Below are 11581 nucleotides of genomic sequence, written 5' to 3'. Positions count from 1 at the left end.
GTGGCAGAGCCGATCGCGGCCATGGCCGTCTGCGCCTCTTGGTCCGTCTTCACACCAATCTCATTGATGCGGTGCGCCACGTCCTGCTGCTGCGCCGTCTTCAGGGATTTCGTCAGCGCATCATAAAGCACAACCCGCTGCTTGGTATCCGTCTGCAGCTTGTTGATCAGCACCATCTGCGTCGCCGCCTGGTTCTGCAAACTGTCGATCCAGGTCTTGCCCTTCTCGATGTAGCGTTCCAGCGTCTGCGACTTCGCCAGTTTCACCTGTTCTTGCTGAACGGCCTCGTTGTAGGCGGTGTTCATCGCGGCCAGTTCTGTTTCCAGCTTTGTGCGCGCGGCGGCGTCCTGTTCGACGCTGATCTTGTTTTCAAGTTCGATAATCTTGGGATCCATGGCAAGGATTTCGGCGCGCACGGCCTCCAATTCCCCCACAACGGCCTCACGTTCTTCCAATGTACCGCTCAGGTTGCCCTCAACCTTGACCTTCTGTTCCTCCAATGTCGCCAGCTGGTTTTCCAACAGCTTGGTGATCACATCGGATTTTGAAATCAGATCCTGCAACTTGTCATCGACAGAGGCCGACCGCATCCGTTCCTCACGCATGCTTTCGGATTTGCCCTTGGAAAAGAAGCCGACAAAACTCTCCCAACCGGTCTTGGACCGCATCTCATCAAAGTCCTGCTGGAACCCGGCTGTGACGTCGTCCAGCCCCATAATCAGTTCCGCAATATTGGCGTTCATCAATTCCGTATGGGCATGAACATCCTCGAGAGAGGCATTTTCGATATCGACAGCAATATCAGTCCCTTGCGCCATCTTCTGACGCGCCGTTTCAATACGGCTTGTCAGCTCGGATATCTTGGATTGCGCCTCCTCGACCTGCGTTTGCGATTCCCGAATTTGCGCGTCAAAATCTGCCATGGCGATGTCCCCTCTGTCCTTATGTTCATTGTATACATATGTATTCCGAACGTGATTTACACCACGTCCGGTAGAATTATTTGCCAATTTTGACCCGAATAGGGCGAAATGAAAAGGGAGTTACGCCGCCTCGGCGTCGCCATCCTCGTCGCCATCCGCAGCCTCATCACCGTCGCTGTCATCCGATCCGTATATGACCTCCGGGTCGATGATATTGGGTGGCAGGAAAACCCCGCGATTGGCCAGTTCCTCACCCTCAAGTTCGATCGACGCCTCCTTGGTGCGCACCACCACACGGGTGCCATTGGGGACGCGGTCATAAAGGTCGATGATGTCATGGTTGAACATGCGGATGCACCCAGCCGAGCCCGAATTCCCAATCGACGGCAGGTCATTGGTGCCGTGGATGCGGAAATGCGTGTCACGTCCGTTCTGGAACAGATACAAGGCCCGCGACCCCAGCGGGTTCGCAAGACCGCCTTCAATGCCTGCTGCAAAGGGCCCGTAGACCTCAGGCTCGCGGCGCAGCATGTTGGCGGTGGGGGTCCAGCTGGGCCACTCCCGCTTCAGCTGAACGGTAGACGGGCGGCTCATGCGCAACCCTTGCGCACCAACCGCGATTGCATACCGCCGCGCCAACCCGTCCTCTTCCACAAAATACAAAAGCTTCGCATGGGGATCGACGACGATCGTACCGGGGGCCTCCGGGCCGTTGTACTCCACCACGGCGCGGCGGTTCACATCGCTCAGAAATTGCGCCGGAATGGGCGGCAAAACGTAGTCCCCGTCGTCGATCACACCGTAGCCGTCGACAATCTCGGACACCGGCACACCACCGATCAGATCCTCTTGCTGGGCGCAGGCAGACACCAGCGCCAGCGCGCCCAGTGCCAAAACGCCGCGAACCCGATCCAAAAACTGCTGCATCTTGTCCCTCGTTTATGTGTTTCGCCAAGCTTAACAGGCGCTTGCGCGAAAAAACCAGTTCCAAAACTGGCAAGGCAATAAATTTCTAGAAATTTGTGCCCGCCCCGCCCATGGTGATCACATGAAACTGCAAGGCAAAACCGCGATCGTCACGGGTGCCGGCTCCGGCTTCGGGGCGGGCATCGCAGCCAAATTCGTGGCCGAAGGGGCACGCGTTCTGGTGGCTGACATCAACGGCGATGCCGCCAGCGACGTGGCACGATCCATCGGGGCCAACCCGTGGGTGGTGGATGTCTCCGACAACACTTCGGTGCGGCGGATGGCCGGCAAACTGCCCGATCCCGATATCCTTGTGAACAATGCGGGCATCACGCATCTGCCCCAACCGATGGAGGACGTGTCGGAGGACGAGTTCGACCGCGTCCTTCGCGTCAATGCAAAATCCGTCTTTCTGATGGCCCGCCACTTCGTGCCCAAAATGAAAGACCGCGGCTCGGGTGCGATCCTGAATATCGCCTCCACCGCCGGTGTCAGCCCCCGCCCCAACCTCAACTGGTACAACGCCTCCAAAGGGTGGATGATCACCGCCACCAAGGCCATGGCGGTCGAACTGGCCCCCTTCGGCATCCGCGTGAACGCGCTTAATCCCGTGGCTGGCGAAACCCCCCTTCTGAAATCGTTCATGGGCGAGGATACCCCCGAAATACGCGCCAAATTCCTGTCGACCATCCCCTTGGGCCGGTTTTCGACGCCTGAGGATATGGGTGCCGCAGCCGCATTCCTGTGCTCGGACGAGGCCAGCATGATCACCGGCGTCGCCATGGAAGTCGACGGCGGGCGTTGCATATGATCGGCAATATCCTGCGGGTCTTGTTCTTTCCATTTTTGGGACGGATCAAATCGGCAGGCCCGCCGCCTGCCCCGCCCCCGTTGTCCTCCGCACGTCTGCATCTGTTCGCGGGCGATTTCGGGTCCGAGGTTGAGGCCACCGACTACGCCTTGGGGTTGGCCGACCAGACGCTTGCGGGTGATCTGGGCGGCGCAGTCATCGGCCCCGACGATATCGAAATCATCTTCGGACACGACAGGATCGCCGCCGCCCGTCCGATGCTTCGCTTTTCGGCACCGGTGCCTCGGTCTGCGGCCAACACATATATCATGGTGTCGGATCGCGGTTATGACGCGTCAGCGCTCACTGGACACCGCGTCAATTATCTTGGCCTGTGCGACGTCAGCTGAACAAGGCATCCAGCATCGGTGACCGCGCCTGTTCCAGCCCCTCGATCACATCGAAATGGTGACGCCGCGCCTCAACGGTCAAATCACAATCCCACGCAGCCTGCAGACCTCGGGCCTGCTCCAGGAACACCGGCCGTTCGGCGTCACCGACCCAGATATGGACCGGCGCGCGCGGGGCAGGATGGCCGACAGGACTTTGCGCCTGCGCCTCCTGCGCGGTCAGGCGCAGCGTGTCGTTCATCGACGTCTCCATCAGCGGCGAAAGATCACCCAAGGGCGAAATCGGCATGATCCGTGCCACACGCGTCGACCAGTCCTGTTCCATATCCGCGCACCCCAGCCGCGCCGCAAGGTGACCGCCTGCAGAATGTCCGGCCAGAAAAATCGGTCCTGTCGTCCGCGCGGCAATCGCCGCCACACTCAATGCCGCCTCCTGTACGATCTGGGAAATGCTGGCCTCGGGGGACAGGGTATAGCCCGGCATCGCACAAGCATATCCAGCCGCACAAATCCCTGCCGCCAGATGGGAAAACATCGACGGTGATCCCGCCATCCAGTATCCGCCATGCAAAAAGACAACTGTCCCAAGCGACAGCCTGTCCGGGAAGAAGATATCATAGGTCTGACGCGGCAGCGCACCGTAGGCCACATCCGTCTCGCCCAAGGCATGGCTGCGCCGAAACCTCGCCGCCGCCGCCTCCCAACGACCATAAAACCGCTCACCATCCGGAATATGCGCCGAATTGGCGTATGCATCATCTAGCCGTGCCATACTTTTCTCCGATCATCCCCCAATGACCTAACCGGCCCGGTCCGTAAGGAAAGCCCTCCCGCTTCATCTGGCCCGAAAAACTCCCCCCGGAGGGCCGGCCAGCCGCCTTGCGCCCCGCCCTGCGATAGGCCACAACCGCGTCATGGAATGGGTGAAGATCATACATATCTTGTGCGTGATGGGATGGATGACGTCCATCTTCGCCGTCCCGCGCGCCCTGATTTACTGGAAACGCGACTTCGCCAAAACCGGTGAATTCGGCCCCTTGGGTGACCTGACCCGCCGCCTTTACCGGTTTTCGGCAGGCCTGATGGTGATTGCGCTGATCACGGGGATATGGCTGGGCACACAATGGGCCTTCGACACATGGGTCTGGGTCAAACTCGCCCTCGTCGGCCTGCTGGTGATCCACTACATGATGACCGGCGGCATGGTCATCCGCGCCAAACGCGGCGAATTCCGCGAAAGCGATTTTTACCTGCGTATGTTCAATGAAATCAGCGTTGTGGGCGTCATCGCGATCCTGTGGGTGGTCGTGGTCAAACCCTTCTGAATTTCCGCAATCTCAATCGCCCCTAAAATTTCTGCCGGTTTTGCCAAGGATTGACCTCCCCCATCCGTCATATCCTAGTGATGCGCATGAACGTAACAGACGAAGACCTGGCCCACGCGGCCCAAAACGGTGACGCGCAGGCCTTTGCCAGCCTGCTGGCGCGCCAGTACGACCGTCTGTTTCGCCTGTGTTTTCGCCTGACCGGATCACACCACGAAGCCGAAGACCTCACTCAGGACATCTGCGCAGCCCTGCCCGCAAAACTCCGCCACTTTGACGCCCGCGCAAAATTCACCACGTGGCTTTACCGTGTGGCCGTCAACGCCGCACATGACCGCCGCCGCAAACAATCCACCCACGGGCGCGCCGCCGAGGGCTGGGGCCCTTGGGAAATCAACCGCCAGGCCACCATCGCCGAAAACGCGCACCGCACCGATTGGCTCATGACCGCGATGAATGCCTTGCCCGCGGACCTCCGCGACACGCTCGCCCTCACCCTGGATGACATGACCCACGCGCAGGCGGGCGACATCCTCGGCATCTCCGAAGGCACCGTCAGCTGGCGTCTGTCCGAGGCCCGCAAACACCTCAAAACCCTCATGGAACAGGAGGACGCGACATGACCGATCCACTCGACGACCTCAAATCCGCGCTGGCCGACGCCACCCCCGCGCCCGACGCGATGCGCCGTGCAGAAAACCTCGCACTGGCACAAAAAAACTTCGCGGCCCTCCAAGAAACTGCCCAAGCCAGCCGTCCCATATCCAGACCCACCCTCTGGACAAGGACCAAAACCATGTTTGAGACCCTCACCTCCCGCGGCGGATTGACAGCGACCACCGCCCTTGTGGCCTGCGGCGTGTTCATCGCGACCCCCATTGGCCAAAACCTCATGAACGCCAACCTGTCACAACGGACGGCCCCCAATCCCGACGTTGCGGCAGCCAGCGTGCCGGAACTGACCGACGCCCTGACCGAAAGCGCCGACATCCAAACGGGCGTGTCCGTGTCCGATGCCAATCAGGCCATGCCGTCACTTCAACGGGTACAAACCCGGCAAGACAACAGCGTCACCCTTCAGGACGTCGACACCGCCGGGGCTCCCTCCCCCGCGTCCCCGCAAGCCCTTCGGTCAGTATCGCCCACAACCGACAGCTATCCGGTCGCACCTGCTCCGGCTGCCACGTCGGACACCTTCGCCAACGACACCCCCAACCCGCTGAAGATCACCGCCGACGCCCCCGTTTCGACCTTTTCCATCGACGTGGACACCGCCGCCTACGCCCTTGTCCGCCAGTCGTTGCAGGCAGGCGAACTGCCCCCTGCAAACGCGGTCAGGATCGAAGAGATGATCAACTACTTCCCCTACGACTATCCCGCCCCTGACGGCCCGCATCCGTTCGAACCCACAGTCAGCGTCTTTGAAACCCCGTGGAACACGGACACCCGGCTGGTCCATATCGGCATACAGGGCGCGCTGCCCCTCACGGACGACCGCCCGCCCTTGAACCTCGTCTTCCTGATCGACACCTCCGGCTCGATGGAGGCTGCCAACAAACTGCCGCTCCTGCGTCAATCCTTCCGCCTGATGTTGTCGGAACTGCGCCCTCAGGACGACGTCGCAATTGTGACCTATGCAGGCTCCTCCACCATCGCCCTGCCCGCCACGCCCGCCAGTGACCGCACGACAATCGAGGCCGCCCTGAATGCCCTCACCGCAGGGGGGGCCACCAACGGACAGGGTGGGCTGGAACAGGCCTATGCCCTGGTGGATCAAATGACCGACGTTGGCGACGTCTCCCGCGTCATTCTCGCCACCGATGGCGATTTCAACGTGGGCCTCAGCGACCCACGCGGGTTGGAACGCTTCGTCGCGGACAAACGCGACAGCGGCACCTACCTCAGCGTTCTGGGCTTCGGGCGCGGCAATCTGCAGGATACGACGCTGCAATCGCTGGCCCAGAACGGGAACGGCACCGCAGCCTATATCGACACCTTGGCCGAGGCCCAGAAAGCGCTTGTCGATCAACTCTCCGGTGCGCTTTTTCCCATTGCCGATGACGTCAAAATACAGGTCGAATTCAATCCGGCGACGGTCGCGGAATACCGTCTGATCGGCTACGAAACACGTGCCCTGAACCGCGAGGATTTCAACAACGACGCAGTTGACGCCGGTGAACTGGGCGCGGGCCATACCGTGACGGCCCTCTATGAGATCACCCCAACAGGCTCCCCCGCGCAACTCAGCGACCCGCTGCGCTATCAAACCGAAACGCCCAGCGCCACCAGCGACGAATTGGGCTTCCTGCGACTGCGCTACAAAGCGCCCGGGCAGGCGACCAGCACCCTCATCGAAACCCCGTTCCAGACCGCAGGCACACCCGGAACCGAAGCCGCCTTCAGCGCCGCCATCGCCGGTTTCGGCCAACTTTTGCGCGATCCGACGTACCTGAACGGCTGGACCTTCGACGACGCCATCGCACTGGCCAACGCCAACCGCGGCGATGATCCCTTCGGATATCGCACCCAAGCGGTGCAGCTGATGCGCCTCGCCCAGTCACTGTCGAACTAGGTCATCCCAATCGGCATTGGTTTCGTTTTGCCCAAAATACTCCCGCCGGAGGCTCCGACACGGGCCTCCGTCACACCGCCCTCCGCCTGTCGACACCGCGCCACTTTCAATCAACAAAAACGCGCGGAAGCGCACGTCTGGCTCAGTCCGATTTTGGAAAACCCAGTGCATAAAAATCGCGCAGCATCTGGCCTTTCTGCGGCTTGAACGGCCCGATCTCTTCCATGTCATTGATCCGGTCCAGCCGGAACATGCGAAAATCATTGCGCAATTCGCACCACCCAACGACTGTCCACGTCTGTCCCCAAAACCACAATCCCAAGGGCCGGATCGCACGCGATGACGGCACGCCGTCCTTGTCGGCATACTCCAGATCCAGTCGCACCGACCGGTCCACCGCATCTTCGATCTGGTCGATCATGTGACGGACACCCTTTGTCATGCCTCCGGATTGAAACGCATGGATCGGCACCTCACCGGCGCGGGCACGGGCGTCATCGGGCAGGACCGCCTCGATCTTGACCAGGGCTTCTTCGGCGGCCAGCGCCATCTGCGCCCCACCCCACGCACGGATCATCCGCGCGCCAGCCACAAGGGCCACAATCTCATCCGAATTGAACATCAGCGGCGGCAGATCGTAACCCGCCCGCATCACATAGCCGACCCCGGCCTCCCCCTCGATCGGCACGCCGGAGCCGATCAAATCCGCCACATCGCGGTACACCGTCCGCTTTGTAACCTCCAACCGTTCGGCCAACTGCGCGGCGGTCATCAACCGGCCACCGCGCATGTATTGAACGATCTGAAACAGGCGGTCGGCCCGTCTCATGTGAAACCTCGCATCAGTGATCCTTCGTCTCAAACAGGGCGATGGAATTGCCATCGGGGTCGGTGGCATACTGGAACCGCCCCTGCGGAATATCAATGACCGGTCCCATGACCTGCCCGCCCGCCGCAACGCAGCGCTTGGCCCCGTCTTCAGCCGTACCCGGCAACGCGATATGGATGGTCGGGCCACTGCCTGCGGCAGGTGTGCCTTGGTACAAATGACCCGCGACCGCGTTGTCATCTTCATCGGTCAGCGCGTTGAACATCGCCACCTCATTCGGCCCCATTTGCACGATGTCCATGGTCCAGCCGAACACCTTTGCATAAAAGTCAGCGGCGGCGCGCAGGTTGGTCACTGGGATTTCGGTCCATACGACGTAAGCTTGCATGATGTGTCTCCTTTGATGTGCAATGATCCTTGCACTCTTTCTGACACACCCCTGCTGACAGCATTGTGTCAGCATCATTTCAGCAGCTACGGTTCAATCCAGGAAAGTCCATCTTCGGTTTTGCCCTTGGGGCGGTATTCACCACTCACCCAGCCTTTGTACTTGGCGCGATCAAGGGCTGCGAAAAAGGCCGGATAATCGAAATCACCACCCACCGGTTCATGGCGGTCGGGCACGCCGCCCACCTGCACATGCACGACATGGGGTTTCACGGCCTCCCACGTCGCCATCACATCCAGCCCCATGCGGGCGGCATGATAGGCGTCGAATTGCAGCCCCAGATTTGCGGCCCCAACGGCCTCAAGAACCTCAACCGCCAAATCAAAATCGTTCAGGAAATATCCCGGCATGTCGTGGCTGTTGATCGGCTCGATCGTCAGGCTTTGCTTGGGCGCAAAACCCGCAGCCCATTTCAGGTTTTCGATAAAGACCGCCTTCGCCGCATCCCCATCGGCGACACCGGCCATGATGTGAATATGCTGCGCACCCAAGGCACCGGCATAACGCGCCGTGCGCCGAAACGCTTGCTGAAAGCGCGCCTCCTCTCCCGGAACAGCGGCAAACCCGCGCGGGCCGTCGGGGTCTGCATAGTTGGGCGGCGGACAGTTGATCAGGGCCAGAGGCATCTTTGCCCGCGCGAGGGCCGTGCCCAATCCAGCCGCATTTTCATCGTAGGGAAACAGAATCTCCACAGCTTCAAATCCGGCCATCGCGGCGGCCAAGGGGCGTTCCATCACCGGATACTCGGTGAACAACACGGACAGGTTTGCGCAAAACCGCGGCATCTAAACCTCCAGATCAGCCGCCGGACAAATCGGGAAAAACGTACCCTGCGACCGCAGACCAAACATATCGCCCTCGACCACGCCCCTATCGACCAACCTGTAGAACGACTTGCGGTCAATCAAAGCCTCAAGATTTCGGCGGATCAACACATAAGGCGACGGCTCGCCTGTCTGGGGGTCGCGCTCCACCCGGATCGGATGATCGGGGCCTGCCACGGCCTCATCGCCTACGTTTGTGACAAACCGCAGGGCATCGCCCTCCACCTCGAAATCAATCGCCACAAATGGCGCGTCCTCCACCGTGATCCCGACCTTCTCCACGGGCGTGACCAGAAAATAGTCATCCCCGTCGCGCCGGATGATGGTCGAAAACAGCTTCACCAGTTCAGGCCGCCCGATCGGGGTGCCCAGATAAAACCACGTCCCGTCCCGCGCGATCCGCATATCCAGATCACCACAGAACGGCGGGTTCCACGCCTCCACGGGCGGCAACCCGCGCGCAACCTTCGCCGCCCGTGCCGATGATGCGAGGCTTTCCGCCGATACACTCACCGGCCCATCACTTTGCTTTGTTTTTGCCATTGGGGTCCATCGCGATATCTGTTCAACTGTTGACGTCACTATATGACCCTGAAGGAGAAGTTGACCATGGCCACAGACGCAGAGCTTGTCACGCAGATCGAAGCCATGGGCAGCAAACTGGCCGAGGCCCGCGCCTCCATCGCCAAACGCTTCATCGGTCAGGACACCGTTGTTGACCTGACACTGGCGTCCCTGCTGTGTGGCGGACACGCCCTGCTGATCGGCCTGCCCGGACTGGGCAAGACCCGTCTGGTGGACACCCTGTCAACGGTCATGGGCCTGCACGGCAACCGCATCCAGTTCACGCCCGATCTGATGCCCGCCGACATTCTGGGCTCCGAGGTTTTGGAAACCGCCGCCGACGGCACCCGCGACTTCCGCTTTATCGAAGGGCCGGTGTTCTGCCAGTTGCTGATGGCGGATGAGATCAACCGCGCCTCGCCCCGCACCCAGTCGGCGCTGCTGCAGGCCATGCAGGAAAAGGAAGTCACCATTGCCGGTGAACACCGCCCGCTTGGCACGCCCTTTCACGTGCTGGCCACACAAAACCCCATCGAACAGGAAGGCACCTACCCCCTGCCAGAGGCGCAGTTGGACCGGTTCCTCGTTCAGATCGACGTCCCCTACCCCGACCGCGACACCGAACGCGACATCCTGATCGCCACAACCGGCGTGACCGAAGACGAGGCCACGGCCGTCTTTACGGCTGACGAATTGCTGGCCGCCCAAACGCTGCTGCGGCGGATGCCCGTGGGCGACGCGATTGTGGAAATGATCCTCGATCTGGTGCGCGCCTGCCGCCCTGACGACGACAGCGCCCCCGATGTGGTCCAATCGAACGTCAGCTGGGGCCCCGGCCCCCGTGCCGCACAGGCGCTGATGCTGACCGTGCGCGCCGAAGCCCTGTTGCGCGGCCGCCTTGTGCCCTCCGCCGAAGACGTCCGCGCCATGGCGGCCCCCGTGCTGACGCACCGCATGGCGCTCAGCTTTGCAGCGCGCGCGCGCGGCGAAAACCTCGCAGCCGTCATTGATCAGGTCGCAGCCTCCGTCACGCAAGTCACCGCTGCCGCATGAGCGACGCCCCCCTCACCCTCAGATCCGGCGCGGAGGCCCTCGCGGCCCCCTTCCCGCCGCTACTGGCTGAGGCCGAGCATCTGGCCTCGTCCGTGCTGGTGGGCGATCACGGGCGCAGGCGGGCGGGGCTGGGTGACACCTTCTGGCAATACCGCCCCGCGCAAAACCACGACGAAATGCGCAGCATCGACTGGCGCCGGTCCGCAAGGTCTGACGCGCAATTCGTGCAGGACAAGGAATGGCAGATTGCGCAGTCGATCCTTCTGTGGGTCGATCAGGGCGCGTCCATGTCGTTTACCTCCCTCAAGGACGGCACGACCAAAGCCACCCGCGCCCGCACGCTTGCCTTGGCCACCGCAATTCTGCTGCTGCGCGGCGGCGAACGGGTGGGGCTGACCGGCAATCTGTTGCCGCCACGCCGGGGCGAAACACAACTCGCCCGAATGGCCCAAATGCTCAGCGAGGATCACGACAGCGATTTCGCAGCCCCCGACGCCCGTGGCATGCTGCCCCACTCACGCGCCTTGTTCGTCTCCGACTTCATGGGCGACCTGACGCAGATCGAGGCCGCCATGGCCAAAGCCGCCGATGCCGACGTGCGCGGCGCGCTGGTGCAGATCCTCGATCCCGCGGAAGAAGCCTTCCCCTTCGACGGACGCACCATTTTCGAAAGCATGTCCGGCACCCTGCGTCACGAAACCCTCAAAGCAGGTGATTTGCGCACCCGCTATCTGGATCGCCTCGCTGAACGCAAGGACCGCCTTGCCTCTCTGGCACGCATCTGCGGCTGGCAGTTTCACACTCACCACACCGACGCCAGCGCCGCGTCGGCCCTGCTGTGGACCTACACCGCGTTGGAGCGTCGCATCTGATGGCC

Annotated in this window: 14 protein-coding genes; 7 read left to right on the top strand and 7 right to left on the bottom strand. The window is 61.6% G+C overall.

Translation table 11 applies throughout. From position 1 onward, the window contains the following. A partial coding sequence (locus QZ653_RS13720) for a hypothetical protein (RefSeq protein ID WP_296420854.1) occupies positions 1–923 on the bottom strand: 923 nt, incomplete at its 3' end. Between the two features lie 120 nt (positions 924–1043). Next, entirely contained in the window at positions 1044–1850 is an 807-nt protein-coding gene (locus tag QZ653_RS13715) for a L,D-transpeptidase (protein WP_296420853.1), read from the bottom strand. Positions 1851–1971: 121 nt separating this feature from the next. Between QZ653_RS13715 and QZ653_RS13710 the strand changes: the two genes are divergently transcribed. Together QZ653_RS13710 and QZ653_RS13705 are read left to right on the top strand one after the other, a co-directional pair. Then, the gene (locus QZ653_RS13710) at positions 1972–2700 is read left to right on the top strand and encodes an SDR family oxidoreductase (protein ID WP_296420851.1); all 729 of its coding nucleotides are present in this window, start codon (positions 1972–1974) and stop codon (positions 2698–2700) included. Next, positions 2697–3089 (top strand): hypothetical protein, encoded by a 393-nt coding sequence (locus QZ653_RS13705; RefSeq protein ID WP_296420850.1) that lies wholly within the window; start codon positions 2697–2699, stop codon positions 3087–3089. The genes QZ653_RS13710 and QZ653_RS13705 overlap by 4 nt, the downstream gene beginning before the upstream one ends. Here QZ653_RS13705 and QZ653_RS13700 read toward each other — a convergent pair. Beyond that, positions 3082–3861 (bottom strand): alpha/beta hydrolase, encoded by a 780-nt coding sequence (locus QZ653_RS13700; RefSeq protein ID WP_296420848.1) that lies wholly within the window; start codon positions 3859–3861, stop codon positions 3082–3084. The two genes, QZ653_RS13705 and QZ653_RS13700, sit on opposite strands and share 8 nt — an antisense overlap. A 142-nt stretch (positions 3862–4003) precedes the next feature. Here QZ653_RS13700 and QZ653_RS13695 point away from each other — a divergent pair, with 142 nt between their 5' ends. The 3 genes from QZ653_RS13695 (at position 4004) to QZ653_RS13685 (ending at position 6986) form a co-directional block, all read left to right on the top strand. Beyond that, a complete protein-coding gene (locus QZ653_RS13695; RefSeq protein ID WP_296420846.1) occupies positions 4004–4414 on the top strand; it encodes a CopD family protein in 411 nt (136 codons plus the stop codon). An 86-nt stretch (positions 4415–4500) separates the two neighbouring features. Continuing rightward, entirely contained in the window at positions 4501–5037 is a 537-nt protein-coding gene (locus tag QZ653_RS13690; RefSeq protein WP_296420845.1) for an RNA polymerase sigma factor, read from the top strand. After that, entirely contained in the window at positions 5034–6986 is a 1953-nt protein-coding gene (locus QZ653_RS13685) for a vWA domain-containing protein (protein ID WP_296420844.1), read from the top strand. Before QZ653_RS13690 ends, QZ653_RS13685 begins: the two co-directional genes overlap by 4 nt. Positions 6987–7128: 142 nt before the next feature. Here QZ653_RS13685 and QZ653_RS13680 read toward each other — a convergent pair whose 3' ends face one another. The 4 genes from QZ653_RS13680 to QZ653_RS13665 form a co-directional block, all read right to left on the bottom strand. Further along, positions 7129–7815: a helix-turn-helix transcriptional regulator gene (locus QZ653_RS13680; RefSeq protein ID WP_296420842.1), complete on the bottom strand. Its 687-nt coding sequence runs from the start codon at positions 7813–7815 to the stop codon at positions 7129–7131. A 13-nt stretch (positions 7816–7828) separates the two neighbouring features. Continuing rightward, positions 7829–8203: a VOC family protein gene (locus QZ653_RS13675; protein WP_296420840.1), complete on the bottom strand. Its 375-nt coding sequence runs from the start codon at positions 8201–8203 to the stop codon at positions 7829–7831. A gap of 86 nt (positions 8204–8289) precedes the next feature. Then, a complete protein-coding gene (locus QZ653_RS13670) occupies positions 8290–9048 on the bottom strand; it encodes a hydroxypyruvate isomerase family protein (RefSeq protein WP_296420838.1) in 759 nt (252 codons plus the stop codon). Beyond that, entirely contained in the window at positions 9049–9630 is a 582-nt protein-coding gene (locus tag QZ653_RS13665; protein WP_296420837.1) for a DUF1285 domain-containing protein, read from the bottom strand. 66 nt (positions 9631–9696) lie between these two features. Between QZ653_RS13665 and QZ653_RS13660 the strand changes: the two genes are divergently transcribed. Both QZ653_RS13660 and QZ653_RS13655 read left to right on the top strand, forming a co-directional pair. Then, a complete protein-coding gene (locus QZ653_RS13660; RefSeq protein WP_296420836.1) occupies positions 9697–10704 on the top strand; it encodes an AAA family ATPase in 1008 nt (335 codons plus the stop codon). Further along, positions 10701–11576 (top strand): DUF58 domain-containing protein, encoded by an 876-nt coding sequence (locus QZ653_RS13655; RefSeq protein WP_296420834.1) that lies wholly within the window; start codon positions 10701–10703, stop codon positions 11574–11576. Before QZ653_RS13660 ends, QZ653_RS13655 begins: the two co-directional genes overlap by 4 nt. The last annotated feature ends 5 nt before the right edge of the window (positions 11577–11581 follow it).

Source organism: Pseudooctadecabacter sp., assembly GCF_020627745.1.
In the GTDB taxonomy this organism is placed as follows: domain Bacteria; phylum Pseudomonadota; class Alphaproteobacteria; order Rhodobacterales; family Rhodobacteraceae; genus Octadecabacter.
This window is presented reverse-complemented; position numbering and strand designations above follow the sequence as displayed.